Genomic DNA, 26,318 nt, shown 5'->3' on the forward strand with positions numbered 1-26,318 from the left:
CGCAATGCCGGGCTCCGTTCTGAGGCTCGACGACGTCCGCATTCGGCACGCCGAACGCGAGGGCTTCACACCCGACGGCGTCACCCTCAGCGTCGCACCCGGCGAGGTCGTGCTGCTGCTCGGCCCGTCGGGAAGCGGAAAGTCGACGGCCGCTCTCGCGGTCAACGGGCTCATTCCACAGTCGCTCTCAGCCGATCTCATCGGATCCGTCGAGACAGACGGTCTCAACGCGACCACGACTCCCACGGCGACGCTGTCTGAGCACGTCGCCATGGTGTTCCAAGACCCCGACGCGCAGGTCGTCACCGCGTCCGTGCTCGACGAGGTCTGCTTCGCCCTCGAGAACATGCGGCTCGATGTCGCAGAGATTCTCAACCGCGCTGAAGCCGCCCTGCGCACTGTCGGGCTGTGGGAGCGTCGCGCCGACTCCCCCGATGTACTCTCGGGCGGCGCGCGGCAGCGCCTCGCGATCGCAAGCGCCTTGGCCATGCGCACACCGCTCCTCGTGCTCGACGAGCCCACCGCCAACCTCGACCCAGCCGGGAGCGACGAGGTCTACGCCGTGCTGCGCGACATCGTGGCCGACGGCAGCCGCTCGATCCTGCTGATCGAGCACGACGTCAATGCCGCCCTCGCCATCACCGATCGCGTCGTCGTGCTGGATCGAAGCGGCCGCACCGCGTTCTCCGGCGACGCGCGCACGGTGCTGACCGAGCATCACGCCGAGATCGCGTCGCTCGGAGTCTGGCTGCCGACGGCGACGGAGGCCGCCAGGCAGTTGGAGTCCGCCGGGTTCGCGCTGCCGACCGTTCCCCTGACCATGCCGGCCCTCGTGCGCGAGCTCGACGCGCTCGACCTGCCGGCACCGGGTCGTCCACCGGCCCAAGAGAGCGACCGCTCGACACTCATCCAGGTGCGCGATCTGACGATCCGCCGCGGCGAGCGCACCCTGCTCGATCGCGTGAGTCTCGACGTGCGCGAGGGTGACTTCCTCGCGATCGTCGGCCCGAACGGGGCAGGCAAGACGACGCTCGTGCAGTCCATCACGGGAGTGATGCGCCCTCCGAAGCGGCACGTGCACATCGGCGGAATGGATGCCGCGACGCGGAACACCCGCGCACTCGCTCAGCGCGTCGGCTTCGTGTTCCAGAACCCCGAGCACCAGTTCGTCGCGAACAGCGTGGCCGAGGAGCTCGCCTTCGGGCTCCGCGCACACGGTGACGCCGACGGGCGACGGCTGAGCGCGGACGAGATCGACGAACGGGTCGAGCGGATGCTCGCGCGACTCGGGCTCGCAGAGCATCGCGATGTGCATCCCTTCCTCCTCTCCGGAGGTCAGAAGCGCCGGCTTTCCGTCGGCACGGCGATCATCGTCGGCGCGCCGATTCTCGCGCTCGACGAGCCGACCTTCGGCCAAGACCGCGAACGCGCCGATGAGCTCATGAGCATGCTCGACGATCTGCGCGACGCCGGCTCGACCATCATCATCGTGTCGCACGATATGCAGCTCGTCGCCGAGCACGCCTCGCGCGTGGTCGTCGTGGCCGACGGTCGCATCACCGCGGACGGCGGGCCCGCCGGCATCCTCTCGGACCGCAACCTGCTCACCGCGCACAGCCTGCGCCAGCCCCCGCTCGCTCAGGCCATGTCGCAGCTGGAGGATGCCCGGTGGCACGGCGTGACCCGCCTCGCCGATCTCCCCCGCGCTGCCCTGATGGGCGGCGACGCGGGAGGTGCCGCATGACCGCGGTGCAGACGCAGGCCTCAGGGCGATTCCTGTACACGATCAATCCGCTCGCGACCATCGCCGGTCCGCTTCCGGCGATGATCGTCCTCGTCTTCACGCGTGACATCGCGACCCCGCTCGCGTTCATCGCCCTCGCCTACGCGCTCCTTCTCTCCGGAACCCGCATCCGACCCCGCCATCTCGTGCTTCTTTTCGTCGCACTTCCGGTCGCCGCCGCGATGCTCGCGGTCGCGTTCAGCATCTGGGCAGACCCCGGACGCCTCGAGCAGACTCAGGTTTTGCTGCGCATCGGCGATTACCGCCTCTATGTCAGCGCCCTCCAGGTCGGAGCGGCCACAGCGCTGCGCCTCGTGAGCATCGTGACGCTCGCCCTGCTGACCGGGCTCAGCTCGACCGGCCCCGACCTCGTTCGCTCCGCGGTCGAGCACCTGCGAGTGCCCTACCGCATCGGCTACGCGGCATTGGCCTCCTATCGCTTCGTTCCGCGATTCCGCTACGAGCTCGACGTCATTCGCAAGGCGCACCGCGTTCGCGGATCGGTGAGCGGACGTGGTCCCATCGCCGGGCTGCGGCGCTCGATCGGATACGTCATTCCACTGCTCGCGAGCGCCATCCGGCACGCCGAACGCGTCTCGCTCTCGATGGACTCGCGGGCCTTCGGAGCACACGAGACGCGTACGGAGCGCCACAGCGTGCCGTTCCGCGCACGAGACGTCTGCTTCATTGCGATCTTCTGGCTGACGGCATTCATCATCATCGTCGGGATTCGAATAATCTGACCTCCGACTTTCGAACAATGCGAAGATATGTTCTACTTAACGAATGCGGTGGGACACTCAGAAGCTTGCTCGCGAAGACGACGATGCACTGCCGGGCCTGACGAAGCCGAGCGGGCTCGTGCGGTCGGTGAGCACACCGGAGTTCGCGGGCATGACCTTCCACGAGGTGCTCGCGAAGTCGGCCCTCAATCGCGTTCCAGCAGCGTCAGACATGCCGTTCCAATGGACGATCAATCCCTACCGTGGCTGCTCGCACGCCTGCACCTACTGCTTTGCACGACCGACCCACGCGTACCTCGAACTCAACGCAGGTGAGGACTTCGATCGCCAGGTGGTCGTCAAGACGAATGTCGCCGACGTGCTGCGTCGCGAGCTCGCCCGGCCGCCGTGGCAGCACGAGCACGTCGCCCTCGGCACCAACACCGACCCGTATCAGCGAGCCGAGGGCCGGTACCGACTGATGCCCGGCATCATCGAGGCTCTCGCGCAGTCCCGCACGCCGTTCTCCGTTCTCACGAAGGGCACGCTGCTGCGTCGAGACCTCGGCCTGCTCACCGACGCCGCCCGCTCGGTGTCGGTGGAGGTCGCCATGTCGATCGCCATCTACGACGACGAGCTGCAGTCCTCGGTCGAGCCCGGAACGCCCTCAGCGCCCGCGCGCCTGGCCACCGTGACTGCGGCTCGCGACGCAGGGCTCGAGTGCGGGGTGTTCCTCATGCCGATCCTGCCGTACCTGACCGACTCGCTCGAGCATCTCGACGAGGCACTCCGGCGAGTGGCCGCCGCAGGCGCGAGCTACGCGCTCTTCTCGGCGCTGCACCTCAGACCGGGCGTGAAGCCCTGGTTCATGATGTGGCTTCAGCGGGAGCACCCCGAGCTGCTGCCGACTTACACGCGCCTCTACGCAGACGGCCCATACGCCCCGAAGGAGTATCGGAATTGGCTTGCCGAACGCATCCGGCCCCTCATCCGGTCTCATGGGCTCGAGCGGCGTCGCACGGTGTCCTTCGACGACGGCACGGGTTCTGGTGCGGCCGCCCTGCGAAACTCTCGCGGCGAGCGTCGAAGTCGATCCCGCCGCGAGCAGCGGGAGGTTGGCGCTCCGACGGAGGCGATGCTGTTCTGACGCCGTGTCAGTCCGCGGCGGCCTCGACGCGGCGTCGCGCGACGCGCTCTCCAGCCGCGCGCGTGTCGTCGGGGGTCTCCCCCAGCACAGCCTTGTAGCGCCGCGAGAAGTGCGCGTAGTCGACGAAGCCGAGGTCGATCGCGAGTTCCGTGAGGTCGACGGCAGGCTCTCCATACAGGCGCGTCGCCGCGGTCTGCATCCGTCGACACTCGATGAGCCACTTCGGCGTCACATCGAGTCGCTCGGCCAGCAGACGCTCGAGACTCCGCGAAGACACAGAGACGGATGCCGCCAAATCCGCCGCGCGCAGCATCGACGTGTCATTCTCCGCGGCATCACACACAGTGTTGAGCAGGTGACCGCGGTCGTCGACCAGCGCGGCATACGGTCGCAGCCAGGCGGAGAGCACCTCCCGGAGCTCTGTCCGTTCGGCATCCGTCAGCGCACCACTGAGTGTTCGCGAAGCGATCGCGGCCACGGCTTCATCCGGCGCTCCGCTCACCGGTTCCCCGTCCTCGCCCGACTGTCGCAGGTGCGCTGGGTGAGTCGGCGCGAGCAGGATCGCGGCCGCCGGTCGAAATAGGATGCCGACGGCCCACGATCGCCCCGCAAGCCGCCGGATCGACACACTCGAGTTCGGTCCGTAGATGCGCGTGCCACCGGGCTCGAACACGATGTTGACCGCCGGGTAGCTGAGGGCGCGCTGCGCGACCTCCTCCGCCACATTCCACGACACGAGCCAGACATGACGTACGAGGTGCCGAAGCTCGTCATCGAGCAGGAACCGCTCGAAGCGCACTCCGGGAGAGCCTGGCGTGAGATGTCCGCGCGAGCGGGGCATTCCGTCCGTCATGTCGCAAAAGTACAAGACCGCACCGACATCGTCGACCTACCGTCGAATCATGCAGACTCAGAACACCGCTGCCGCAGACGGACAGCACACTCGTCAGGGCATCCCGCACGGCAGCACATCGCTCACACCGCACATCGTCGTCACGGGAGGCGAGGCTGCCATCGCGTTCTACCGCGACGCCCTCGGCGCACGCGTGGTCGATGTCACCAAGTTCGGCGACGTCGTCGCACACGCGGTGCTCGACTTCGGCTCAGGGATGCTCACACTCAGCGACCCGATCGACGACTACGGGCTCGTCGCCCTCGACTCCTCACGGGGCCACGCCTATTCGCTCGCGCTGTACTGCGCAGACGTCGACGGGGTCACGGAGGAGGCCCGCCGAGCCGGCGCAGAGATTCGCGAAGAGCCGACGACCTTCGTCTCGGGAGATCGGTTCTCCTCGCTCGTCGACCCGTTCGGCATCCGCTGGTCGATCATGACCCGAGTGGAGGATCTCTCCCCCGACGAGTCCGCGGCGCGAATCGCTGAGTGGGCCGCGCAGCAGATGTGACCGGAGCCGAGATCTCAGCAGTCTCACGAGTTCGCGACACTGGTTTTTCTACAACGCGTAGAACTATGATGGAGGCATGGGTAACAGCCTGTCGTCGAACTACCGTGTTCTCGCCTCGCCGAGCAGAATCGAACTGCTCTACGCCCTCCAAACGAATGGCCCTCAGACCGTCACCCAGCTCTCCGCGCGCTGCGGCCTTCACCCGAACACCACTCGTGAGCATCTGCACATGCTCATCGACGCGGGTTTCGTCGCATCGGAGACGATCCATCGCGCCTCGCGCGGACGACCGCGCCTTCGCTACACGGTCGCGGACACAGCATCTGACCCGCGACTCGCGCAGCGCGTGCGTGAGGCGCACGCGCGCGGAGACCAGGTGCGTCGCTTTCTGAACCACAGCGACACTGAGCAGCCCGTGAGCGCAACCGATCGGCAGATCGACGTGCTCGAGGACCACCTCGACGACTGCGGCTTCGACGCGACGATCGATTCCGTGGAGGTACCGGATGCGCGACGCATCACGATGCACCACTGCCCGTTCTACGATCTCGCGAGCGAGCACCCTCACGTCTGCGACGTGCACTTCGGTCTCGTGCGCACGGCCGTCACACTGTCAGATGGCCCACTCGAAGCGACCGAGCTTCACGCTCGGGACCCTCACGCCGGGTGCTGGGTCATGCTGAAGCTCATGGACCGCACCGAGCGCGACACCACGTGTGAGCGCCTGGAGGCCGCAAGCGCCTGAGCGCTCACCGCGCGACACGGGCGCTTCTCTGCGCAGACCTCGCGGCGTCAGAACCACTTCGCAACGGGCCCGAGAACCTTCAGGGCAACCGACTGCACCTTCTCGGGCCAGCGGTTCGTCACGGGCGATGCAATCACCCACAGCACCGCGACGACCAGAGCGCCGACGCCGAAGAGCACGAGCCCGGCGGGCCCCGCCTCGTTCTGTCCGACCGTGATGTGGTTGAGGTTCTCCGTCGCGCCCGTCGACAGTACGAGAGCGACGTGCACGATCGTGAAGACGATGAACCATCCGAGCACGATCGAGTGCACAGAGCGCGCCGCCTCCGCGTTGAAGACCCTCGACTGCGCGGCGCCGATCGCGCGGCTGATGCGTGGCGACTGCAGCATCCCCGTGATCACCGCGAGAGGCGCGGCGACGAACACGGTCACGAAATAGGTGAGCAGCTGGATGCCGTTGTAGGCGATCCACGAGCGCTGCTCGGGGAAGTCGAGAGAGGCGTACTGCAGCACAGCGCTCAGTGCGTTCGGAAAGACGTCGAGACTCGTCGGAATGACCCGCGCCCACTGGCCCGTCGCGAACAGCACGATGTAGAACACCACACCGTTGAGCAGCCAGAGCATCACGAACGTGAGGTGCCACCAGCGGGCGGATGCCGTCGAGCGACGCGTCCCCGGCAGCCCGAGCTGTGTGGGCAGCGCGACCGCGTCATGCCGCGGCGAGACGCGCGCGCCCGGCTCCACTTCGTCGTTCAGCCGCAGCCACTCGTCGCCCGGGCGCTGGCCGAGCTTCCAAAACAACCTCGGACGCCCCGCGAGCACCTGCAGGCCCGAGCGCATGATGGGGAACAGGAAGATGATGTTGAGGAAGTGCTGCCACCGCAGCCAGACCGGAAAGCCCTGGGGCTCCGCACGTTCGACGGTGCCGGGGTAGCGCGCGATGAAGTCCTCAACCGCAGGAACCTGTCGCAGCGCGAGCGCGATGCCCACAAGTGCGAGCAGCACGACGATCGCCGCCGGGATCGTCCAGATGAGGTTCAGCCAACGACGGCCGACCCTCATCCGCGGGAACGCGGCACGCTTCTCATCGGCGCCGGCGGTGCCGGCTTTCTCACGGGTCGTCACAATGCCTCTACGATAGCCAATCGCCCTGATCGGGCTCTGACGTTACATTGATGTTGCGACACCGGCTCTGCCCCGGAATCTCGGGGCTCGTAGGCACCTGTATGACGCGCTACGCTTCTGCCATGACGAACGATGGCGTTCCCGCCCGCGGCGCCGAACGACCACTGCCCGGCACAGCCGACACGGTCGCGGCGATTCTGCTGATGGTCGTATCTGTGGTCGTCACCGGACTCGCGTCGTTCTTCGGCGCGATCAGCGTCATGGTGACCGCGCCGTGCGCACCCAACACGTGCGATCTCGCGTCGATCGAGCTGGGCACGGCACTCGTGGTCGGCTGGGTCTGGCTGCCGTGCATCGCGGGGGTGGCTGCCGGAATCGTGCTGCTCGTGCGGCGTCGCCGCGCGTGGTGGCCGCCGGTCGTCGCCATCGCGGGAGTGCTCGTGATCGTGTTCGTCGGGGTCCACCTGATCAGCAGCTCGGTGGGCGTCTGACGCACCGCCGCAGCGGTCTGCGGTCAGCGGCGCACCGCGAGAGCGGCATCCAGAATCGCGTCTGCGACCGTGCGTTTCGACCCGCATGCCCGTGCGGCGACGGTTCCGCCGTCACCGACGATGAGCACCTCATTGTCGGGCGTTCCGAACCCTCGACCCTCATCGACGCGGTTGACCGCGATGAGGTCGGCGCCCTTGCGCTCACGCTTTCCCGCGCCGAGCTCGACGAGTGCGCTCTCGTCGCTCTCGGTCTCGGCCGCGAAGCCCACGAGCACCGGGCGGCTCTCCTGCGCGCCCAGCTCGGCGAGGATGTCCGGGTTCTGGGTGAGCTCGATGGAGGTGCCGCCGCCCGCGGCATCCTTCTTCATCTTCTTCTCCGCGGTGGTCGTCGGGCGGTAGTCGGAGACGGCCGCAGCCATCACCAGGATGTCCGCGGTTCCGCTGCGCTCGAGCACGGCCTCGCGCAGCTCGGCGACGGTCGACACAGGCACCGTCCTGACACCGGCCGGCGCAGGAACCTCCAGGTTAGCCCCGACCAGAACGACGTCGGCCCCGCGGTCGCGCGCGGCCTCGGCGAGCGCCACACCCTGCGCGCCGCTCGACCGGTTGCCGATGAAGCGCACGGGGTCGATGGGCTCGCGTGTTCCTCCGGCGCTGATCACGACCGTGCGTCCCTCGAGGTCACGCGGAGCGAGCGCCGTGGTGACGGCTGCGACGATCGCGTCGTGCTCGGCGAGGCGACCAACGCCGACGTCACTGCCGGTGAGCTGCCCCGATTCGGGGCCGACCAGTCGCATGCCGCGCTCGCGGAGCAGTCCGATGTTGTGCTGAGTGGCGGGGTTCTCCCACATCTCGGTGTGCATCGCCGGCGCCACCACGACAGGCGCTCGGGACGCAAGCACGCTGTTCGTCAGCAGGTTGTCGCTGAGTCCTGCGGCGAGTTTTGCGATGGTGTTCGCCGTCGCCGGGGCGATGAGAACCACATCGGCGCTCTGACCGAGCGCGACGTGCTTGACCTCGGCGACGCCGTGGAACAGGTCGGTCGAGACGGGGTTGCGGCTGATCGCCTCGAACGTCGTGGCACCGACGAACTGCAGGGCCGACTCAGTCGGGATGACGTGAACATCGTGTCCCTCGAGCACGAGGGTGCGGATGACCCCGACCACCTTGTATGCGGCGATTCCACCGCAGACGCCCACGACGACTCTCATGACGCTCCCGTCCTGCTCGGCTCTGGCTCTGCTTCCGCTCATCCTACGCATCAGGTCTCTGGCTTCGGCGGCGACGCCATTGTCGACACTGCGCTACAGTTCCAGCACCCCGCTGCACTTCCGGCGCCGCGCTACAGTTCCGGCACCGCGCTACAGGAATTCCTGTAGCGCAAGCCCGAACAAATAGCGCGGGGGTGTGAAGGTCGACACACACGGGCGGTACACGGCATCCGTCCGTTAGCATGTGGGCCATGCTGCGCACAGTGCTGACATCCAAGATCCACCGCGCCACGGTCACCGCCGCAGATCTCGACTACGTCGGGTCGATCACCATCGACCAGAATCTGCTGGATGCCGCCGGGCTCACCGACGGCGAAAAGGTCTCCGTCCTCGACATCACCAACGGCGCGCGCCTCGAAACCTACGTGATTCCGGGCCGCGCGGGCGGCGGAGACATCGAGATCAACGGCGCTGCCGCGCACCTCGTGCATCCGGGCGACCTCGTGATCATCGTCGCCTACGGACTCGCGAACGAGACCGAGCTGAAGACGCACCGCCCCAAGATCGTGCACGTGAACGAGCTCAACCGCATCACCAGCCTCGGCGCCGATGCCTCGGCGCCTGCCCCGGGCACGCTGCGTTCCGACGCGGTCGCCCCTCGGTCGGAGGTGCCTGCAGGTGTCTGAGACCACCGCTCCGTACGGGAGCAGCACGCCGCGTCGCCGCATCCGCACTCTCGACCTGCAGAAGGCGAAGCGCGACGGACGCCGCTGGGCGATGCTCACAAGCTACGACCAGTACACGGCAGCGCTGTTCGAAGGCGCCGGCGTCGAGGCGCTCCTCGTTGGAGACTCTGCAGCGAACAACGTGTATGGGCACGAGACGACGCTGCCCGTCACCGTCGACGAACTGATTCCGCTGGCGCGCGCCGTCTCGAGTGCGACGAACCGGGCGCTCGTCGTCGCGGACCTTCCGTTCGGCAGCTATGAAGTCTCAGACGAGCAGGCTGCCAAGACAGCGATCCGCTTCATGAAGGAAGCCGCGGTGCACGCCGTCAAGCTCGAGGGCGGTGTGCGGATGGCCAGCCGTGTGCGGGCCGTCGTCGACGCCGGCATCCCCGTCATGGCCCACATCGGTTTCACTCCCCAGAGTGAGCACGCGCTCGGCGGCTACAAAGTTCAGGGGCGCGGCGAGGCAGCCCTCCAGCTGCTCGACGACGCGCGAGCAGTCGCCGATGCTGGGGCGTTCGCCGTTGTCATGGAGATGGTGCCGGCCGAGCTTGCGGCCCAGGTCACGGCCGAGCTGGACATTCCGACGGTCGGCATCGGAGCGGGCGCCGGGTGCGACGCTCAGGTGCTCGTCTGGCAGGACATGGCCGGACTCCGCACGGGCCCGACGCCGCGGTTCGTCAAACGATACGCCGACCTGCACGGTGTGCTCACGAAGGCCGTCTGCGAGTACGTCGACGACGTGGCATCCGGTCGTTTCCCCGAACCCGAGAGAGACTTCGCGTGACGACGCACGGCGGCCGCGCCGAGCTCGCCGGCTGGCGATCGAGCGTGGCCGGAACCGTTGCGCTCGTGCCCACGATGGGTGCGCTGCATGACGGACATCGCAGGCTGATCGCGCGAGCGAAGCAGATCGCGGATGCCGTCGCCGTCAGCGTCTTCGTCAACCCTCTGCAGTTCGGCCCCGATGAGGACTTCGATCGCTACCCGCGCGACCTCGAAGCCGATCTGGAGATCTGCCGCGCTGACGAGGTGGACTTCGTCTTCACGCCGGAGCTCGCGGAGATGTACCCGCGCGAACCCGAGGTCACGGTGAGTGCCGGGCGCATGGGAACGGTCTTCGAGGGCGCGGCCCGGCCCGGGCACTTCGACGGAGTGCTCACGGTCGTGACGAAGCTCTTCCGCCTTGTGCGCCCCGATGTCGCGGTTTTCGGGCAGAAGGACGCCCAGCAGCTTGCGCTCGTGGAGCGGCTGACGGCAGACCTCGACCTCGGAGTCACGATCGACGCGGTCCCCATCGTCCGGGACGCCGACGGGCTTGCGCTCTCGAGCCGCAATCGGTACCTCAGCGATGACGAACGCCGCATCGCCCTCGCGCTGCCCGCCGCGATCGAGGCGGCGCGTGCGGCTGCCACGCCCGAAGAGGCACAGGATGCCGCGCGTCGCGCACTCGCGGGCGCTCAGCGCCGGCATCCCGAGTTCTCCGTCGGCTACGCGACGCTCGTGGAGCGGGCGACGTTCATCGAGTGCCCGCCGGGGTTCCGCGGCGACGCCGTTCTCGTGCTCGCTGCCCGCGTCGGGGCGACGCGCCTGATCGACAATGCGCCGCTGACGTTCTGACCCGTCGCGCCCGCGCCCGCTGCCCTCGCGCACCCTCCGCCCTCGCACCCGCGCGCCCTCTGCCCTCGCACCCGCGCTCTCCGCCCTCGCGTACCCTCCGTCCTCGCGCATCCTCTGCCACTCTGCCGCCGAGAGAGCGGTCTGCGGTCAATAGTGACTGCCGCGGCAGTCACTATTGACCGCAGACCGCTCTCTCATGAAATGCAGGAAACGTAGGTGCAGGGGCATTAGTGTGCGCGGGTGCAGGGGCATTAGTGAGCGCGGGTGAAGAGGCCTTAGTGAGCGCGGGTGCAGCGGGCTTGAGAAAGCACAGCTGCAGCGGGCACCTCAGAAGGCGCTGAGCACGTCGAGGCGCATCTGAGCCCAGACCGCGATCGCCGCGAGGAGCAGCAGCGACACCCAGACCGTGATTCCGGGGACGGATGCCGCACGGGCGACGAGCCGTGGCGCCGGAAGCATCCTCGCACGCACCACGAACACCCACACCGCGACGAACACAGGCACCGTCACCGCCCACGTGAGCAGGCACCACGGGCACAGCACTCCGAGCACCATGATGCTCTGCACGGCAAACCACACCACGAGTGCCATCGCGCCGGTGATCCCCACGCCGAGCGCGAGCCACAGCCAGCGCGGCAGCGGGGTGACGAGCGCGACAATCCCGAGGGTGAGCACGGCTGTCCAACACACGATTCCGATCAACGGATTCGGGATGCCGAACAGGGCGCCCTGCGCCGAGTCGAGGCTCGCACCGCAGCCGATGAGCGGGTTCACGTTGCAGGTCGGCGCCCGCCCCTCCGACGTGCCGAGCTTCTCGAGGCTCAGCGCGAACGTGGCGAGCAGCCCGAACGCCGCCCCGACGATGACCGTGAGGGCGAGTGTTCGTGGTGCGCGATGCATGGTCGTCTCCTCTCGCAGCATCCACTGTCATGCATGGAGAGGAGCCGGCGCGCCGCCGGAGACCGTGCAAAATCGGCTATGCAGTCAACTCTGCGAGAGTGGGGCGACCGGCGATCTCGTCGATGATGTCGTCTCCGGGGAAGGCATCGACGAGCGTTGCCTCGATCTCGGCACGACTGAGCAGCTCGGTCATGCGCTTACGGCGGTTGCGCGGAATGATCGTCACGACGCGCCCCTCCTTGCCCGCACGACCGGTGCGACCGGAACGGTGGAGGTACGTCTTGTATTCGTCCGGCATGTCCGCCTGAATCACGAGGGTGACGTCATCGACATGGATGCCGCGCGCGGCGACGTCCGTCGCCACGAGCACCTTCACGCGTCCCGACGAGAGCTTCTCGAGGTTCCGCTGCCGCTTGGCCTGGCTGAGGTCTCCGTGGAGGGCGACGGCGCGCACCTCCGCGTCATCGAGCGCTTCGACGAGCTGCTCGGCGTACGCGCGAGTGCGTGTGAAGATGACGGTCTTCTCGTCGCGCTGCGCGAGCTCGCTGAGCACCTGCACCTTGTCTTCGCGAAGCACGACGAGCACGCGGTGGTCGATGTGGCTCGACGCCTGGTCTTCACCGGCGACCTCGTGCACGGCCGGGTCGACGAGGAACTCGTTCACGAGAGCGGCGACCTCGGTGTCGAGGGTCGCCGAGAACAGCAGCTTCTGACTGCGCGGTGCGGTCTGGCGAAGAAGTCGCTGCACTGGCTCGAGGAAGCCCAGGTCACACATGTGGTCCGCCTCGTCGACGACTGTGACGCGTACGTCCGACAGGTCGAGGCGGCCCTGCTCGATGAGGTCTTCGATGCGACCGGGTGTTCCGATGACGATGTCGACACCGCGCTTCAGCGCACCGACCTGACGGGCCTGAGGAACGCCACCGTAGATCTGCGTCGTGAAGAGCCCGACGCTGCGGGCGATCGGCTGCACCGTGCGGTCGATCTGCAGAGCAAGCTCACGGGTCGGGGCGAGAATCAGCGCACGAGGTTTACGGCCCATCTCACGCTTGGTGCCGCCGCGGTTCTCCATGAGACGTTCGACCAGCGGGGCTCCGAAGGCGATCGTCTTGCCGCTTCCGGTGCGGCCGCGGCCGAGCACGTCGCGTCCGCCGAGCACATCGGGAATCGTCGCCGCCTGAATCGGGAAGGGGGATGCCGCGCCGAGCTCGCCGAGCGTACGCACGATGTTGCCGCCGAGACCGAGATCTGCGAACGTCACACCCTCGACGTCGGCCGCAGTCGTGGCGCTCGCCTGAAGTCGCTCGAGCACGACGTCCTCGTGAGGGGTGAAGCGCGGTGCAGAGTCTGCGGTCTTCTGTCGGAGCTGCGGACGGTCATTGCGGTCGAATCGGAGCTGCGGACGGTCATTGCGGTCGAATCGGCGCTGCGGACGATCATTGCGGTCGAACCGACGCTGCGAGCGGTCATTCCGGTCATAACGACGCGCGGGACGATCGTCACGCGCATAACGGCGCTGCGGACGCTCGTCGCGGTCGTAGCCGCGGCGCGGCCGGTCGTCACGCGAAGGGCGCTGCTCACCGGCACGACGCTCCGCCGCACGCTCGGCACGCTCAGCGGCATCCCACCGGTTCTTCTTCGGCGCCTCCTCTGGCGGACGGTATCCGCGGTGCTTCGGGCTGCGGCTGCCGGGCTTCGGGCCGCTCTTGCGCGCCTGACGCTCGCGGCGCTTGGCGACGTAGTCGGGGTCGAAGTTGCGTGCGGGGCGTCCGCCCGCTGGCTTCTTGTTCTTGGGCATTGCAGTGCTTTCCGGGTTGAGTCATGCATGAAACAGCAGACCGCGCGCGACAGCGCGACGATCGTCTTCACCCGGGCGTCCCATTGGCCGGGGCCGTTCACAACGTGTGAATTCGCATCTCGTTCTCGAGAGGAAACCGGCCCACCAGACTGACAAACCCATCCGCCCTCACTGAGGGAGGTGTCCAGAGCCGACCGAACCATTTTACGCGCATCCCGCTGGGAACCAGCACAGAACCAGGTTGATTTGGCAACCCCTTTTCGGGTTTTAACCGCGTCTCGTAATGTGAGCCACATCACGTGCCCGACAGGCGCGTAACCAGAAGAGAAAGGCATCACAATGAACTTCATCGCATTTCTCATCCTCGGTCTCATCGCCGGGGTCATCGCTAAGCTCATCCTTCCGGGCCGTCAGGGCGGCGGATGGATCGTCACTCTCTTACTCGGAGTCGTCGGAGCCATTCTGGGAGGCTGGCTCGGCAACGCCATCTTCGGCGTCGGAGTCGATGAGTTCTGGAGCATCTCAAGCTGGCTGCTCGCTATCGGCGGCGCGATCATCGTGCTGGTGATCTGGGGGCTCATCTTCGGTCGCAAGCGCGCCGACGCCTAACCCTCGGTCCGTGGGGTGATCGGCCAGGCGCTGTTTCACCCCACGGACCGATGTCACAGGGTGCGAGTGCGTGTCAGGATGCTGGCATGCACTCGCATCGTCATATCCGGCCCGCCTGGTGGGTCACGGTCAGCGTTCTCGCCGTCACCCTGTACTGCGTGGCGGTGCCGATCGACGCCGTGCTCTACGATGTGCCGGTCGCGCTCGCGTTTCTAATCGCGGCGCTCGTCTGCGGTTCGCTCCCCCTTGCGCTCTACCGCCCGGGCCTCGCCATCACGGCGTTCGCCCTGGGGCTCATCGGCTTCGCGATCTTCTCCGAGCCGGAGGGCCCCATCATGTGGCCGTGGCCGGTTCCCGTCACCGCGATGATCGCCCTCGCCCTCCTCGTCGGTCTTCTCGCGTACCACCATCGCTGGAATCTCGCCCCCATCGGCTGGCTGGTCGCTCTCGGCGTCGCGTTCACGGCACCTACACTCGCCGGCCTCAGATTCTCTGCGACGCTCGAGTCGACGGGCATGATGGCGAATCTCATCGTCACGTTCTCGCTCGCCGCGGTTGGTGCTGTCTTCGGCTTCCTGCTCGCGGGCCGCGCGACTGTGAGGGCCCAGCTCGCGCAGGAGAAGGAGATCTCCGCGGAGGAGCAGGCGCGACGCCAGCTCGTGGAGGAACGCGCACGCATCGCCCGCGAGCTCCACGACGTCGTCGCGCACAGCATGTCGATCATCCAAGTGCAGGCGTCGACCGCGCGGTATCGCCTACCCGAGCTCGAGGATGCCGCGTACGCCGAGTTCGACGACATCGCCGGAACCGCCCGCGACGCCCTCGGCGAGATGCGCCGCCTGCTCGGCACGCTGCGCACCGACGATCACACGGCTGAGCGGATGCCTCAGCAGACGATCAGCGACATTCCGCGGCTCGTCGAATCGTCGCGTCGTGCCGGCGCCTCAATCGAGCTGAACCTCGACGATCAGACCCGCGATGCGCCCCTCTCGGTGCAGGTCGTCGTATTCCGGCTCGTGCAGGAGAGCATCAGCAATGCCGTCCGCCATGCACCAGGCGCGCACATCGCGGTCACGGTCGCTGTCTCGACGCCCGGCCTGCTGACGGTGACCGTGGCCAACGCGGCATCCAGTACTCACACCCCTGACGCAACCGGCGGCGGGCATGGCATCATCGGAATGCGTGAACGTACCGCCATGCTCGGCGGCCGGCTCAATGTGCACTCAACGCCGGACGGCGGCTGGGTCGTGCACGCCGAGCTTCCGTGCGACACCGCGGGCAGCGCCCTGACAGAGAGGACCTCATGACGATCTCCGTCGTGATCGCCGACGACCAGGCCATGGTGCGCGCGGGCTTCGCAGCGCTCCTTGACGCGCAGGACGGCATCGAGGTCATCGGCCAGGCGGCAGACGGCGTGGAGGCCGTCGATCTCGTGCGCCGCGCAAAGCCCGATGTGGTGCTCATGGATGTGAGGATGCCGCAGCTCGACGGGCTGCAGGCGACACGCAGCATCCTCTCACCCGCCCACCCGCTGCCTCACGTCCCCCGCATCATCATGCTGACCACCTTCGACATCGACGACTACGTGTACGAAGCGCTGGAGTCCGGGGCGAGCGGCTTTCTGCTGAAGGACTCCCTGCCCGCGGACCTCGTGCACGCCGTGCGCGTCGTCGCGGCCGGGGACGCTCTGCTCGCACCGCGCATCACCCGGCGGCTCATCGAGCAGTTCGGCAAGAGCAGGCCCACGACCTCGCGCGCGAGCCTCGAGCTGAACGCGCTCACCGAGAGGGAGCGCGAAGTGCTGACCCTCATCGGGCAGGGCCGCTCCAACGGAGAGATCGCCGGTGACCTGTTCATCTCAGAGCAGACGGTCAAGACGCACGTCGGAAAGATCCTGCAGAAGCTGCAGCTGCGCGACCGCGTCCACGCCGTGATCTTCGCCTATGACGCGGGCCTGGTTTCGCCAGCGGCGTAGCGAGGTGTGAAAGGCCTCAGAATGGCGGCGCACGGCTTGAAGTGGGCGGTCACGTGAGGAATCGTGGCTCGAACACATCCGCAACCGGAAGGAGAGCTCGTGCTCACCCTCACCGACAATGCAAGCACCATCGTCAAGACGATCGCCTCGCAGGCGACGGGCGATGAGAGTGCCGGGCTGCGCATCAGCAGCCAGACCGAGGAGGGCGCCGGCGACTTCGCGGTCGACGTGGCAGCCTCCCCCGAGACCGAGGATCAGGTCGTCGAGTCCGGCGGAGCACGCGTGTTCCTCGAAGAGGGCGCCGCTCTCGCGCTCGATGACAAGGTGCTCGACGCCGAGGTGAACGAGGAGGGCGCCGTGCGCTTCTCCATCGGCAACCAGCCGGCCTAAGCTCCACGACTGCACCGCCTCACCCTGCCGTAGGGGTGAGGCGGTTCTTTTTTGGCCCCGCGGACCGATTCGCCGCGCGGCATCCCCTCCATAGCGTTCATGAAGCCGAGAAGGAGGCTTCATGACCGTCATCGCCCCGCTGCGTCAGACCGCGGCATCCCACCCCTCTGGCCGGGACTCCGGCATCGACCTTGTCCGCGCCGCGTGCCTGATCGTGGTCGTGTCTCTGCACGCGCTCATGGTCGGAGTGACTCTGGGCCCCGAGGGGCCCGTCTTCGAGAACGCGATCGAGGGGCGCGACTGGTTCGTACCCGTCTCGTGGGTCGCGCAGATCATGCCGCTGTTCTTCATCGTCGGCGGGTTCTCGACGCGGCACGCCCTCGCGAAGGCGCGTGCGCGTGGGCAGAGCAGCGCCGAGTTCGTCGCGGATCGCGTGCAGCGGCTGCTCGGACCCGCGATCGTCATGGTCGCGGTCGTCGGTGCGGCACTTCTCGTGATGACGCTCGCGGGCCTGCCGGCAGACGTGGTCTCCGAAGCGGGATTCCGCATCAGTCAGCCGCTGTGGTTCCTCGGCGTGTACCTCGGCTGCCAGGCGCTCGCTCCCGCTCTGATCGCGGCGCATGAGCGGGCGCCGCGGCTCACTCTTGGTCTTCTCGCCGCGGGTGTGATCGGGGTGGATGCTGCCGCGGCGACGACCGGCTCCGACGGCGTCTCCTACCTCAACCTCGCACTCGTCTGGCTCACCGTGCAGCAGCTCGGCTTCTGGCTGGCAGACGGACGCGTCGACGCGCTTCCGGTGCGGCGTCGCGTCGCTCTGGGGGCCGCCGCTCTCGCGCTGCTCGTCGTGACGACGGCATCCGGTGTCTACCCCGCCGACATGTACGAGGGGCTGAACCCGCCGTCGGCCGCGCTCGTCATCCTCGGCCTCGTGCACCTCGCGGCGCTGAGCATCGCAAGGCCGTGGCTGCGTCGCGTCGCCGCGCAGGAGCGTGTCGCCGCGGCATCCGCCTGGCTCAACGCGCGCTCGATGACCGTCTACCTGTGGCACATGCCCGCGCTGATCGCCCTCGCCGGCCTGGGCCTCCTTGGCGCTCTGAACGGCGCGCTGACGCTGCCGGAGCCCGGGAGTCTCTCGTGGTGGGCGACCCGCCCCGCGTGGATTCTCCTCGCCGTCGTGACGACCGTGGCAGTCGCGCGTCTCACCGGACGGTGGGAACGACGGCGGCTCGTCAGCTCGACGGCATCCGCCCCTCATGTCTGGGCGGCGAGCGTTGCCGCCGTGCTGAGCGTCATCGTGCTGCTGATCGCCGGGATCAGCGTGCTGACCGCGATCGTGAGCGTGCTGCTCATGCGCCTCGCGCTGAACGCCGCACAAAAGGGTCCTGCAGGGGGACGCAGACCATACCAGAGGGTGATGACCCGTGTGCCGTCGGACGCATAGGTTCTCAGGGTGGATATCGTGAACGAGCTGATCATGCAGGCGATCGCGTCGCCGTGGCTGTACCTCGCCATGTTCGCCGTCGCTGTGATCGACGGGTTCTTCCCGCCGGTTCCGAGCGAGACGGTGCTCGTCGCAGCGGCCGCCGTGGCCGCGTCGGCCGGGGGCACGAACCTCGTACTGCTCTGCGCGATCGCGGCAGTCGGTGCGGCGATCGGCGACAACATCGCGTTCATGATCGGCCGCCTCGTCGGCGTGCGACGCTTCCGCTGGATGCGACGGCCTCGCGTCGCCGCCGCGTTCGACTGGGCCTCAGGAACACTCGATCGCTCCGGAGCCGGGCTCATCCTCGGTGCGCGGTACATTCCGGTCGGACGCGTCGCGGTCAACATGACGGCGGGCGCCCTCGGCTACCCGCGACGTCGCTTCGTTCCGCTCTCGCTCATCGCGGGCGCCATGTGGGCGGTCTACTCCACGGCGATCGGGCTTGTAGCCGGCAGCATCGTGAGAGACAACCCGCTGCTCGGGGCGGGCATCGGCATCGTGCTCGCGCTCGTGATCGGGTTCGTCATCGACCGCGTCGCCTCGATGCGGCGTCGTCGCCGGGAGGCCCGCGAGCGCTCAGCCGAGCTCAGCGCCTCCCGCGACGGGGTGCGGGTTCCCGCGGATGCGCCGTGACAGCTCCCCCGCCACGGCCGTGATGCGCTCCACGAGCCGCGGCACGTCACCGCGCCCCTGCTCGAAGGTGACGGCGATGGATGCCGCGGGCCAGCCCACGTGGTCGGTGACCGCGACTCCGACCGACGCGAGCCCCGGCGTAATCTCACCGTCTTCGGTCGCGAAGCCCTCCCGCGACACCTCGTCGAGCAGTCGCCGCAGCTCGGAGTAGCGCCCCGGCCCGAGGCCCGTACGGTCGACGAACGCCGCCCTATCGGGAAACAGCGCACGCACCTGGTGCTTCGGAAGGCCGGCGAGCATCGCCCGCCCCGTCGCCGCGAGGTGTGCGGGCAGGCGGACGCCGACGTCGCTGACGAGGTGCGGGCGGCGCGGGGCGCGCTCCTCCACGATGTACAGCACATCGCGGCCGTGCAACACAGCCAGGTGCGCGTTCTCGCCAATGTCATCGACGAGCGCGCCGAGAAGAGGCCGGCCCAAACGGCTCAGGGGTTCGTGCCGCGCATAGCCGCTCGACAGCTCGAACGCCGCGACGCCCAGTCCGTATCGCCGCTCTTCGGGCAGGTGCACGACGTAGCCCTGCCGCTGCAGCTCCGCGAGCAGCTGGTACACCGTCGAGCGTGGCAGCTCCAGGGCGGTCGCGATGCGCGCGGCGGCGACGGGGCCGCGCTGCCGCGCGAGGAACGTCAGAATGCGCAGCGTCTGCTCCGCCGCAGGTGCTTTGCTCATGCGGCATCCTCTTCTCTCTTTTTCCCTGCCGTGGCTGCCCCAGAGTCTGCATCGCGTCTACTGTCGTTCCAGGTGTATCAGATACCGCTTTCCCAATCCGGGAAAGCGGTATCTGGTACACCGGAGCGCATCATTTGGGACGTATCTCTCGCGAAGGGCTGCGGCAGCGCCTGAACACAACAGCCCGCGCCCGATCCTGGCCCACGCCCGATCCAGGCGCGTGGCCCCGCCTCGTGTCCGGTATCCCGGACACCTCCCACTGTACGGCGCTTCTGCCGCTCGCCGGAACAGGGTGGAATCGACGTATGAGCACTACTCTCCACCTCACGGATGCCGTCACGCTCGGCTCCACGACAGCCGGCGACGTTCTCACCCCGAACGACGTCGTGCGTGTCGCCCGCCACGGCGCCCACGTCGAACTCGGCCCGGCCGCATGCGACTCCGTCGCGGCGACCCGCTCAGCGATCGACGCGCTTGCCGACGACACCGAGCCGCACTACGGAATCTCGACGGGCTTCGGCGCCCTTGCCTCGACCTTCATCTCCGCCGAGCAGCGCACCGCTCTGCAGCAGGGCCTCATCCGCTCGCACGCCGCGGGCTCCGGGCCCGAGGTCGAGCGCGAGGTCGTGCGAGCCCTCATGCTGCTGCGTCTGAAGACGCTCATGTCTGGCCGCACCGGCGTTCGCCTGGAGACCGCGCGTGCCTACGCCGACATGCTGAACGCCGGCATCGTGCCAGTCGTGCGTGAGTACGGTTCGCTGGGATGCTCGGGAGATCTCGCTCCTCTCGCACACTGCGCGCTCGCGCTCATGGGAGAGGGAACGGTCCGCGACTGCAACGGCACACTCATGGATGCCGCTGACGCCCTCGCCGCGGCCGAGCTCGCGCCGATCACCCTCGCTGAGAAGGAGGGCCTCGCTCTCATCAACGGAACCGACGGCATGCTCGGGATGCTGCTGCTCGCCCTGAACGATCTCGAGATGCTGCTGCGCACCGCAGACGTCGCCGCAGCGCTCAGCGTCGAGACGCTTCTCGGCACCGACCGCGTGTTCTCCGACGATCTGCAGCTGCTGCGCCCCCAGATCGGCCAGGCCGATTCCGCCGCGAATCTGCGGGCTCTGCTCCACGGCTCTCCCATCGTGGCGTCGCATCGCGGCCCAGACGATCCGAGCGTGCAGGACGCCTACTCGCTGCGCTGTGCTCCGCAGGTGCACGGTGCCGCGCGAGACACGGCCGCCCACGCGGCATCCATCGCCGACCGCGAGCTGGCGAGCGCCGTCGACAACCCGGTCGTCACGCCGGACGGCCGCGTCGAGTCGAACGGCAACTTCCACGGCGCGCCCGTCGCCTACGTGCTCGACTTCCTCGCGATCGCGACCGCCGATGTCGCCTCGATGTCGGAGCGCCGCACCGACCGCCACCTCGACCCGAGCCGCAGCAAGGGGCTCCCGGCGTTCCTCGCGCACGACGCGGGCGTCGACTCGGGGCTCATGATCGCGCAGTACACCGCGGCGGGAATCGTGAGCGAGCTGAAGCGCCTGGCTGCGCCGGCATCCGTCGATTCCATTCCCTCGTCGGCGATGCAGGAGGACCACGTCTCGATGGGGTGGGCGGCGGCCCGCAAGCTGCGGCGGTCGATCGACGGGCTCACGCGCGTGCTCGCCATCGAGATCATGACCGGATGCCGCTCACTCGACCTGCGCGCACCGCTTCGCCCCGCTCGCGCGACCGGCGCCGTGCGTGACCTGGTGCGCGAGCACGTGGCGGGCCCGGGCCCCGACCGCATCGTCGCGGACGAGATCGAGGCGGTCGTCGGTCTTGTGCGCTCCGGGCGCATCGCCGAGGCGGCAGAACACGAGACAGGAGGACTGCGATGACGCAGAACAGCGACAGGGGCGGCATCCACGTCGACACGACTGACACCGGGGATACCGGCGGCCACCGCGCCCGCCAGGTCCGGGCTCCGCGGGGCACCGAGCTCAGCGCGAAGTCCTGGCAGACCGAGGCTCCGCTGCGGATGATCATGAATAACCTCGACCCTGAGGTGGCCGAGCGACCGGACGACCTCGTCGTGTACGGCGGCACCGGGCGGGCCGCGCGCAGCTGGGCCGCGTTCGACGCGATCTGCGCCACGCTGCGCGATCTCGACGCCGACGAGACGCTGCTCGTGCAGTCCGGCAAACCTGTGGGCGTGTTCCGCACACACGAGTGGGCGCCGCGGGTGCTCATCGCCAACTCGAATCTCGTGCCCGACTGGGCCACGTGGTCCGAGTTCCGCAGGCTCGAGGCCCAGGGTCTCACCATGTACGGGCAGATGACCGCGGGCAGCTGGATCTACATCGGCACCCAGGGCATTCTGCAGGGCACCTACGAGACGTTCGCCGCCGTTGGACGCTCACTCGCCGCCCGCGGCCGTGGCGACGGGACCCTCGCCGGAACCCTCACGCTCACGGCCGGATGCGGCGGCATGGGCGGCGCGCAGCCACTCGCCGTGACGATGAACGGCGGCGTCTGCCTGATCGTCGACGTGGACCGCGACCGACTTCAGCGCCGCCTCGATCACGGGTACCTCGACGAGATCGCCGAGAGCATGGATGCCGCACTGCAGCGCGCCGAGCAGGCGCGAAGCGACCGCGAAGCCGTCTCCATCGGGCTCGTCGGCAACGCGGCATCCGTGTTCCCCGAGGTTCTCGAGCGCGGCGTCACCGTCGACGTCGTCACCGATCAGACGAGCGCGCACGACCCGCTGAGCTATCTGCCGGAGGGCGTCGACGTGGCAGAGTGGCACGAGCGTGCGGCATCCGACCCCGACAGCTTCACGACCGCGGCGCGCGCCTCGATGGCGAAGCACTGTCAGGCGATGGTGGACTTTCAGGATGCCGGCGCAGAGGTGTTCGACTACGGCAACTCACTTCGCGCCGAAGCCGAGCTCGGCGGCTGTGAGCGCGCGTTCGCGTACCCGGGCTTCGTCCCCGCCTACATCCGGCCGCTGTTCTGCGAGGGTAAGGGACCGTTCCGCTGGGCCGCGCTCTCCGGCGATCCCGCCGACATTGCGGCGACCGACCGCGCCATTCTGGAGCTCTTCCCCGACGACGAACCGCTGCGCCGCTGGATCACGGGCGCAAGCGAGAAGGTGCACTTCGAGGGCCTCCCTGCGCGCATCTGCTGGCTGGGCTATGGCGAGCGCCACCGTGCGGGGCTCAAGTTCAACGAGATGGTGGCCTCCGGTGAGCTCTCCGCCCCGGTCGTGATCGGCCGCGATCACCTCGACTCCGGCTCGGTCGCCTCGCCGTACCGTGAGACCGAGGCCATGGCCGACGGGTCCGACGCGATCGCGGATTGGCCGCTGCTGAACGCGCTGCTCAACACCGCGTCCGGGGCGACGTGGGTCTCGCTCCACCACGGCGGAGGCGTCGGCATCGGCCGGTCGATCCATGCCGGGCAGGTCGTCGTCGCCGACGGAACAGAACTCGCGGCAGAGAAGATCGAGCGCGTGCTGACGAACGACCCGGGCTCCGGGGTCATGAGACACGTGGATGCCGGCTACGAACGCGCCGCGGACGTCGCCCGCGAGCGCGGCGTGACGATTCCCCTGCTCGACGCGCCCAGAACGTCCGCGGACTCGGGAGCATAGCCGTGCGCACCCTCGTCACGAACATCGGAGAGCTGGTCACGAACGTCCCGCACGATGAGAGTGCAGACGGGACGGCGCGCCTCGGCATCCATCATGACGCCGCCGTCGTGCTGGAGGGCGACCGAATCGCGTGGGTCGGCGACGCGGCATCCGTTCCCCCACTGCCCGAGGGCACTCGATACGACGAGACCGTGGATGCCGCGGGCCAGGCGGTCATTCCCGGGTTCGTCGACTCGCACACGCACCTCGTGTTCGGTGGCGACCGGTCGGCCGAGTTCGCCGCACGCATGGCGGGGCAGCCGTACACCGCGGGCGGCATCCGCTCGACCGTCGAGGCCACACGCGCGGCGAGCGACGATGAGCTGCGCGACCGCCTCGCCGGGTTCGTGGCAGAGCTGCACTCGCAGGGCACGACGACCTTCGAGGTGAAGACCGGCTACGGCCTGAGCGTGCGCGACGAAGAGCGACTGGTCCGGCTCGCCCGCGAGGTGACGGAGGACGTGACCTTCCTCGGTGCCCACGTGGTGCCCGCGGAGTACACGGACCGCGCCGACGAGTACGTCGATCTCGTGTGCGGCCCGATGCTGGATGCGTGCGCGCCGCGCTCCCGCTGGGTCGACGCGTTCTGCGAGCGCGGCGCCTTCACGCCCGAGCAGTCCCGACGTGTGCTCGAGGCCGGAGCCGACCGCGGCCTCGGAGTTCGCGTGCACGGCAATCAGCTGGGACACGGCGACGGAGTGCGGCTCGCGGTCGAGCTCGGGGCGGCGAGCGTCGATCACTGCACGTATCTCGCCGACGAGGACGTCGCCGCTCTCGCGGCATCCGACACGGTCTGCACGCTGCTGCCCGGAGTCGAGTTCTCGACGCGGCAGCCGTACCCCGATGCCCGTCGACTCTTGGATGCCGGGGTTGCAGTCGCCCTCGCGAGCGACTGCAACCCCGGGTCGAGTTTCACCTCGAGCATGGCGTTCTGCATCGCCGTCGCTGTGCGCGACATGGGGTTCACGGCGGCCGAGGCGCTGTGGGCGGCGACCGTCGGCGGGGCGAAGGCGTTGCGTCGAGACGACGTGGGGCGCATCGCGCCGGGCACCCGCGCGGACCTCGTTCTTCTGCGGGCCCCGAGCTACGTGCACCTCGCGTACCGACCGGGCGTGCCGCTCGTGCGGCGCGTCTGGGCCGGCGGCGCATAGCGCCCGAAGCCCCTCGAGCTTGCCCGCCTACGCCCGCCTGCCCTGCTGCCCGGCTGCCGACGCCCGCCTGCCTGCCTACCTGCCTACGCACTTACCTGGCCTACCCCGGCACCCACGTGCCAGGCCTGTCTGAGGCTTTCCCTCTCCTGCGCCACACGATAACCACGTCCTCGCTCCAGGTGTACCGGATACCGCTTTCCCACCACGGGAAAGCGGTATCCGGTACACCTGGAGCGTCAGGCTACATCTACGGCGCCAAACCGGCGGCGCTTCGCCTGCCGCGCTACGCCTGCGGTGGCAGCGCCGCCACGAGCGGGTGATCCTTCGGGACCGGCCCCTGCTTGGCGGCACCGCCCGGGGAGCCGAGGTCGTCGAAGAACTCCACGTTCGCCGTGTAGTAGTCCTCCCACTCCTCCGGAAGGTCCTCTTCGTAGTAGATCGCCTCCACGGGGCAGACCGGCTCGCAGGCACCGCAGTCCACGCACTCGTCTGGGTGGATGTAAAGGCTGCGCTCTCCCTCGTAGATGCAGTCCACCGGGCACTCGTCGACGCAGGCCCTGTCCTTCACATCGACGCACGGCAGCGCAATGACGTACGTCATGAGACCGACAGCACCTCCGCCCGTGACAGCTCGACCTGCTCCTCGCGCGGAACGACCTTGATGCGTTCACGGCCCTCCGCCTCTCCGAGCGCGCGTTCATGGGCGTCGAGGGCGAGCCAGCCGTCCCAGGATGTATGCTCCACGCCGCGTTCGTCGAGCAGGTCGAGAACGTCGCCCGACTCGCGAGGCGGTGCCAGGCGCCCCGCGGAGGCATCCTCGATCAGCTTCTGAATGGTCTCGAGAGCGTCGCTCTTCGTGTGACCGATGAGGCCGACCGGTCCGCGCTTGATCCAGCCCGTCGCGTAGAGGCCCGCGACCGGCGCACCGTCGGCGACCACGCGACCACCCTCGTTCGGAATGACGCCACGCGACTCGTCGAACGGCGCATCGAGCAGCGGCGAGCCGAAGTACCCCACCGCGCGGTACACGGCCTGCACGTCGTAGTCCACGAACTCGCCGGTGCCGCGCAGCGTACCCGCGGCATCCAGCTTGGTCTTCTCGAATCGCACACCGGTGACCTCGGTCTCACCGAGCACCGCCACCGGCGAGTGGTGGAAGTGCAGGTGGAGACGACGCGACGCGCTTCCTGTCTCGCGCTGACGCCACGCATTGAAGGTGCGCAGCATGATCTTGACCTGGTTCGAGCGCCCGGCCGGCTTCTCTCCGGATGCCGCGATGGCGTCTTCCGCCGCGAAATCGTCCTCGTGCAGAATCACGTCGACGTCGGGCACCTCGCCCAGTTCGCGCAGCTCAATCGGGGTGAACTTGACGTCTCCCGGACCGCGACGTCCGAACACGTGAACGTCGGTGACAGCGGATGCCGCAAGACCCTCGTACACGTTCGCGGGCACGTCGGTCGGCAGCATGTCCTTCGCGTGCTTGGCGAGCACGCGCGCGATGTCGAGCGCGACGTTGCCGTTGCCGATGACCGCCACGCTCTGGGCATCGAGTGGCCAGGTGCGGGGAACGTCCGGGTGCCCGTCGTACCACGACACGAAGTCGGCGGCGCCGTACGAGCCAGGCAGATCGATGCCGGGAATGTCGAGGGATGCATCGCGCGAAGCGCCCGTCGCGAGGATGACCGCGTCATAACGCTCGTGAAGCTCATCGAGAGCGATGTCACGGCCGACCTCGACGTTGCCGATCAGTCGGATGCTGTGCTCATCGAGAATGTCGTGCAGCGAGTTCACGATGCCCTTGATGCGCGGGTGGTCGGGTGCGACACCGTAGCGGATGAGCCCGAACGGTGCGGGAAGCGACTCGATCAGGTCGATCTGCACCTGGCCGCCCGCGGCGGCGATCTCGTTTCCGAGGATGTTTCCGGCATAGATTCCGGCGGGTCCCGCGCCGACGATGGCGACGCGCAGTTCTCTCAGTGTCATCGATGGAGTGCCTTTCGTGAGGA

26 protein-coding genes are annotated in these 26,318 nt (G+C 68.3%); 18 read left to right on the forward strand and 8 right to left on the reverse strand.

Annotated features, from left to right (window positions below):
• Positions 1-4 precede the first annotated feature (4 nt).
• Genes ACSAGD_RS11085 through ACSAGD_RS11095 form a run of 3 tightly spaced genes read left to right on the forward strand, consistent with a single transcriptional unit; the run spans position 5 to position 3,652 of the window.
• On the forward strand, positions 5-1,744 hold the full coding sequence (locus ACSAGD_RS11085; RefSeq protein ID WP_437582800.1) for an ABC transporter ATP-binding protein: 1,740 nt from the start codon (positions 5-7) through the stop codon (positions 1,742-1,744).
• Positions 1,741-2,526 carry an energy-coupling factor transporter transmembrane component T gene (locus tag ACSAGD_RS11090; protein WP_437582801.1) on the forward strand — a complete coding sequence of 262 codons (786 nt, stop codon included), beginning with the start codon at positions 1,741-1,743 and terminating at the stop codon, positions 2,524-2,526. Before ACSAGD_RS11085 ends, ACSAGD_RS11090 begins: the two co-directional genes overlap by 4 nt.
• A 43-nt stretch (positions 2,527-2,569) precedes the next feature.
• Positions 2,570-3,652, forward strand: a complete 1,083-nt coding sequence (locus ACSAGD_RS11095) for an Rv2578c family radical SAM protein (RefSeq protein WP_437582802.1) — start codon at positions 2,570-2,572, stop codon at positions 3,650-3,652.
• Between the two features lie 7 nt (positions 3,653-3,659).
• On the opposite strand, the gene ACSAGD_RS11100 is transcribed toward ACSAGD_RS11095, so the two are convergent.
• Positions 3,660-4,505: a helix-turn-helix domain-containing protein gene (locus ACSAGD_RS11100; RefSeq protein ID WP_437582803.1), complete on the reverse strand. Its 846-nt coding sequence runs from the start codon at positions 4,503-4,505 to the stop codon at positions 3,660-3,662.
• Between the two features lie 49 nt (positions 4,506-4,554).
• Between ACSAGD_RS11100 and ACSAGD_RS11105 the strand changes: the two genes are divergently transcribed.
• Positions 4,555-5,055: a VOC family protein gene (locus tag ACSAGD_RS11105; protein WP_437582804.1), complete on the forward strand. Its 501-nt coding sequence runs from the start codon at positions 4,555-4,557 to the stop codon at positions 5,053-5,055.
• Positions 5,056-5,131: 76 nt separating this feature from the next.
• Positions 5,132-5,800 carry a helix-turn-helix transcriptional regulator gene (locus ACSAGD_RS11110; RefSeq protein ID WP_437582805.1) on the forward strand — a complete coding sequence of 223 codons (669 nt, stop codon included), beginning with the start codon at positions 5,132-5,134 and terminating at the stop codon, positions 5,798-5,800.
• A 47-nt stretch (positions 5,801-5,847) separates the two neighbouring features.
• On the opposite strand, the gene ACSAGD_RS11115 is transcribed toward ACSAGD_RS11110, so the two are convergent.
• Entirely contained in the window at positions 5,848-6,924 is a 1,077-nt protein-coding gene (locus tag ACSAGD_RS11115; protein ID WP_437582806.1) for a cytochrome b/b6 domain-containing protein, read from the reverse strand.
• Positions 6,925-7,046: 122 nt separating this feature from the next.
• On the opposite strand from ACSAGD_RS11115, the gene ACSAGD_RS11120 reads away from it, so the two are divergent.
• On the forward strand, positions 7,047-7,415 hold the full coding sequence (locus ACSAGD_RS11120) for a hypothetical protein (RefSeq protein ID WP_437582807.1): 369 nt from the start codon (positions 7,047-7,049) through the stop codon (positions 7,413-7,415).
• Positions 7,416-7,438: 23 nt separating this feature from the next.
• Here ACSAGD_RS11120 and coaBC read toward each other — a convergent pair whose 3' ends face one another.
• Positions 7,439-8,626, reverse strand: coding sequence for a bifunctional phosphopantothenoylcysteine decarboxylase/phosphopantothenate--cysteine ligase CoaBC (gene coaBC, locus ACSAGD_RS11125; RefSeq protein WP_437582808.1), 1,188 nt, complete (start codon positions 8,624-8,626; stop codon positions 7,439-7,441).
• Positions 8,627-8,877: 251 nt separating this feature from the next.
• Between coaBC and panD the strand changes: the two genes are divergently transcribed.
• Genes panD through panC form a run of 3 tightly spaced genes read left to right on the forward strand, consistent with a single transcriptional unit; the run spans position 8,878 to position 10,974 of the window.
• A complete protein-coding gene (panD, locus tag ACSAGD_RS11130; protein ID WP_437582809.1) occupies positions 8,878-9,312 on the forward strand; it encodes an aspartate 1-decarboxylase in 435 nt (144 codons plus the stop codon).
• On the forward strand, positions 9,305-10,141 hold the full coding sequence (panB, locus tag ACSAGD_RS11135) for a 3-methyl-2-oxobutanoate hydroxymethyltransferase (protein ID WP_437582810.1): 837 nt from the start codon (positions 9,305-9,307) through the stop codon (positions 10,139-10,141). Before panD ends, panB begins: the two co-directional genes overlap by 8 nt.
• The gene (gene panC / locus ACSAGD_RS11140; protein ID WP_437582812.1) at positions 10,138-10,974 is read left to right on the forward strand and encodes a pantoate--beta-alanine ligase; all 837 of its coding nucleotides are present in this window, start codon (positions 10,138-10,140) and stop codon (positions 10,972-10,974) included. The genes panB and panC overlap by 4 nt, the downstream gene beginning before the upstream one ends.
• Positions 10,975-11,301: 327 nt before the next feature.
• Here the strand turns inward: panC and ACSAGD_RS11145 are convergent, their stop codons facing one another.
• Together ACSAGD_RS11145 and ACSAGD_RS11150 are read right to left on the reverse strand one after the other, a co-directional pair.
• The gene (locus ACSAGD_RS11145; protein ID WP_437582813.1) at positions 11,302-11,874 is read right to left on the reverse strand and encodes a vitamin K epoxide reductase family protein; all 573 of its coding nucleotides are present in this window, start codon (positions 11,872-11,874) and stop codon (positions 11,302-11,304) included.
• A gap of 76 nt (positions 11,875-11,950) precedes the next feature.
• Positions 11,951-13,672, reverse strand: a complete 1,722-nt coding sequence (locus ACSAGD_RS11150) for a DEAD/DEAH box helicase (RefSeq protein WP_437582814.1) — start codon at positions 13,670-13,672, stop codon at positions 11,951-11,953.
• Positions 13,673-14,011: 339 nt separating this feature from the next.
• Between ACSAGD_RS11150 and ACSAGD_RS11155 the strand changes: the two genes are divergently transcribed.
• From ACSAGD_RS11155 to ACSAGD_RS11180, 6 genes are all read left to right on the forward strand, one after another.
• Entirely contained in the window at positions 14,012-14,281 is a 270-nt protein-coding gene (locus ACSAGD_RS11155; RefSeq protein ID WP_437582815.1) for a GlsB/YeaQ/YmgE family stress response membrane protein, read from the forward strand.
• Between the two features lie 86 nt (positions 14,282-14,367).
• Complete coding sequence (locus ACSAGD_RS11160) at positions 14,368-15,588, forward strand: sensor histidine kinase (RefSeq protein ID WP_437582816.1); 1,221 nt, start codon at positions 14,368-14,370, stop codon at positions 15,586-15,588.
• Positions 15,585-16,256 (forward strand): response regulator, encoded by a 672-nt coding sequence (locus tag ACSAGD_RS11165; RefSeq protein ID WP_437582817.1) that lies wholly within the window; start codon positions 15,585-15,587, stop codon positions 16,254-16,256. The genes ACSAGD_RS11160 and ACSAGD_RS11165 overlap by 4 nt, the downstream gene beginning before the upstream one ends.
• A gap of 63 nt (positions 16,257-16,319) precedes the next feature.
• Entirely contained in the window at positions 16,320-16,646 is a 327-nt protein-coding gene (locus tag ACSAGD_RS11170; RefSeq protein ID WP_437582818.1) for a Fe-S cluster assembly protein HesB, read from the forward strand.
• A 121-nt stretch (positions 16,647-16,767) separates the two neighbouring features.
• A complete protein-coding gene (locus ACSAGD_RS11175) occupies positions 16,768-18,087 on the forward strand; it encodes an acyltransferase family protein (protein ID WP_437582820.1) in 1,320 nt (439 codons plus the stop codon).
• Positions 18,088-18,096: 9 nt separating this feature from the next.
• A complete protein-coding gene (locus tag ACSAGD_RS11180) occupies positions 18,097-18,762 on the forward strand; it encodes a DedA family protein (RefSeq protein ID WP_437582822.1) in 666 nt (221 codons plus the stop codon).
• Here ACSAGD_RS11180 and ACSAGD_RS11185 read toward each other — a convergent pair.
• On the reverse strand, positions 18,706-19,488 hold the full coding sequence (locus tag ACSAGD_RS11185) for an IclR family transcriptional regulator (RefSeq protein WP_437582824.1): 783 nt from the start codon (positions 19,486-19,488) through the stop codon (positions 18,706-18,708). The genes ACSAGD_RS11180 and ACSAGD_RS11185 overlap by 57 nt on opposite strands.
• 305 nt (positions 19,489-19,793) lie before the next feature.
• Here ACSAGD_RS11185 and hutH point away from each other — a divergent pair, with 305 nt between their 5' ends.
• The 3 genes from hutH to hutI are packed head-to-tail and all read left to right on the forward strand — an operon-like array spanning position 19,794 to position 24,312.
• Positions 19,794-21,365: a histidine ammonia-lyase gene (hutH, locus tag ACSAGD_RS11190; RefSeq protein WP_437582825.1), complete on the forward strand. Its 1,572-nt coding sequence runs from the start codon at positions 19,794-19,796 to the stop codon at positions 21,363-21,365.
• Positions 21,362-23,122, forward strand: coding sequence for a urocanate hydratase (hutU, locus tag ACSAGD_RS11195; protein ID WP_437582826.1), 1,761 nt, complete (start codon positions 21,362-21,364; stop codon positions 23,120-23,122). Before hutH ends, hutU begins: the two co-directional genes overlap by 4 nt.
• Positions 23,123-23,124: 2 nt before the next feature.
• Positions 23,125-24,312 (forward strand): imidazolonepropionase, encoded by a 1,188-nt coding sequence (gene hutI, locus ACSAGD_RS11200; RefSeq protein ID WP_437582827.1) that lies wholly within the window; start codon positions 23,125-23,127, stop codon positions 24,310-24,312.
• 283 nt (positions 24,313-24,595) lie between these two features.
• Here the strand turns inward: hutI and fdxA are convergent, their stop codons facing one another.
• Positions 24,596-24,913 (reverse strand): ferredoxin, encoded by a 318-nt coding sequence (gene fdxA, locus ACSAGD_RS11205; RefSeq protein WP_437582828.1) that lies wholly within the window; start codon positions 24,911-24,913, stop codon positions 24,596-24,598.
• The gene (locus tag ACSAGD_RS11210) at positions 24,910-26,295 is read right to left on the reverse strand and encodes an FAD-dependent oxidoreductase (protein ID WP_437582829.1); all 1,386 of its coding nucleotides are present in this window, start codon (positions 26,293-26,295) and stop codon (positions 24,910-24,912) included. The genes fdxA and ACSAGD_RS11210 overlap by 4 nt, the downstream gene beginning before the upstream one ends.
• Positions 26,296-26,318: the final 23 nt, after the last annotated feature.

Source organism: Paramicrobacterium salitolerans (assembly GCF_051513965.1).
Taxonomy (GTDB): Bacteria; Actinomycetota; Actinomycetes; order Actinomycetales; family Microbacteriaceae; genus Paramicrobacterium.

Coding starts and splice junctions, on each gene's coding strand:
- ACSAGD_RS11150 (WP_437582814.1), bottom strand. CDS start 13,672: ATGCCCAAGAACAAGAAGCCAGCGGGCGGACGCCCCGCACGCAACTTC.
- hutU (WP_437582826.1), top strand. CDS start 21,362: ATGACGCAGAACAGCGACAGGGGCGGCATCCACGTCGACACGACTGAC.
- ACSAGD_RS11105 (WP_437582804.1), top strand. CDS start 4,555: ATGCAGACTCAGAACACCGCTGCCGCAGACGGACAGCACACTCGTCAG.
- ACSAGD_RS11100 (WP_437582803.1), bottom strand. CDS start 4,505: ATGACGGACGGAATGCCCCGCTCGCGCGGACATCTCACGCCAGGCTCT.
- ACSAGD_RS11145 (WP_437582813.1), bottom strand. CDS start 11,874: ATGCATCGCGCACCACGAACACTCGCCCTCACGGTCATCGTCGGGGCG.
- ACSAGD_RS11110 (WP_437582805.1), top strand. CDS start 5,132: ATGGGTAACAGCCTGTCGTCGAACTACCGTGTTCTCGCCTCGCCGAGC.
- hutH (WP_437582825.1), top strand. CDS start 19,794: ATGAGCACTACTCTCCACCTCACGGATGCCGTCACGCTCGGCTCCACG.
- fdxA (WP_437582828.1), bottom strand. CDS start 24,913: ATGACGTACGTCATTGCGCTGCCGTGCGTCGATGTGAAGGACAGGGCC.
- panD (WP_437582809.1), top strand. CDS start 8,878: ATGCTGCGCACAGTGCTGACATCCAAGATCCACCGCGCCACGGTCACC.
- ACSAGD_RS11165 (WP_437582817.1), top strand. CDS start 15,585: ATGACGATCTCCGTCGTGATCGCCGACGACCAGGCCATGGTGCGCGCG.
- ACSAGD_RS11095 (WP_437582802.1), top strand. CDS start 2,570: ATGCGGTGGGACACTCAGAAGCTTGCTCGCGAAGACGACGATGCACTG.
- ACSAGD_RS11185 (WP_437582824.1), bottom strand. CDS start 19,488: ATGAGCAAAGCACCTGCGGCGGAGCAGACGCTGCGCATTCTGACGTTC.
- ACSAGD_RS11090 (WP_437582801.1), top strand. CDS start 1,741: ATGACCGCGGTGCAGACGCAGGCCTCAGGGCGATTCCTGTACACGATC.
- ACSAGD_RS11085 (WP_437582800.1), top strand. CDS start 5: ATGCCGGGCTCCGTTCTGAGGCTCGACGACGTCCGCATTCGGCACGCC.
- ACSAGD_RS11160 (WP_437582816.1), top strand. CDS start 14,368: ATGCACTCGCATCGTCATATCCGGCCCGCCTGGTGGGTCACGGTCAGC.
- ACSAGD_RS11210 (WP_437582829.1), bottom strand. CDS start 26,295: ATGACACTGAGAGAACTGCGCGTCGCCATCGTCGGCGCGGGACCCGCC.
- coaBC (WP_437582808.1), bottom strand. CDS start 8,626: ATGAGAGTCGTCGTGGGCGTCTGCGGTGGAATCGCCGCATACAAGGTG.
- ACSAGD_RS11120 (WP_437582807.1), top strand. CDS start 7,047: ATGACGAACGATGGCGTTCCCGCCCGCGGCGCCGAACGACCACTGCCC.
- ACSAGD_RS11155 (WP_437582815.1), top strand. CDS start 14,012: ATGAACTTCATCGCATTTCTCATCCTCGGTCTCATCGCCGGGGTCATC.
- ACSAGD_RS11175 (WP_437582820.1), top strand. CDS start 16,768: ATGACCGTCATCGCCCCGCTGCGTCAGACCGCGGCATCCCACCCCTCT.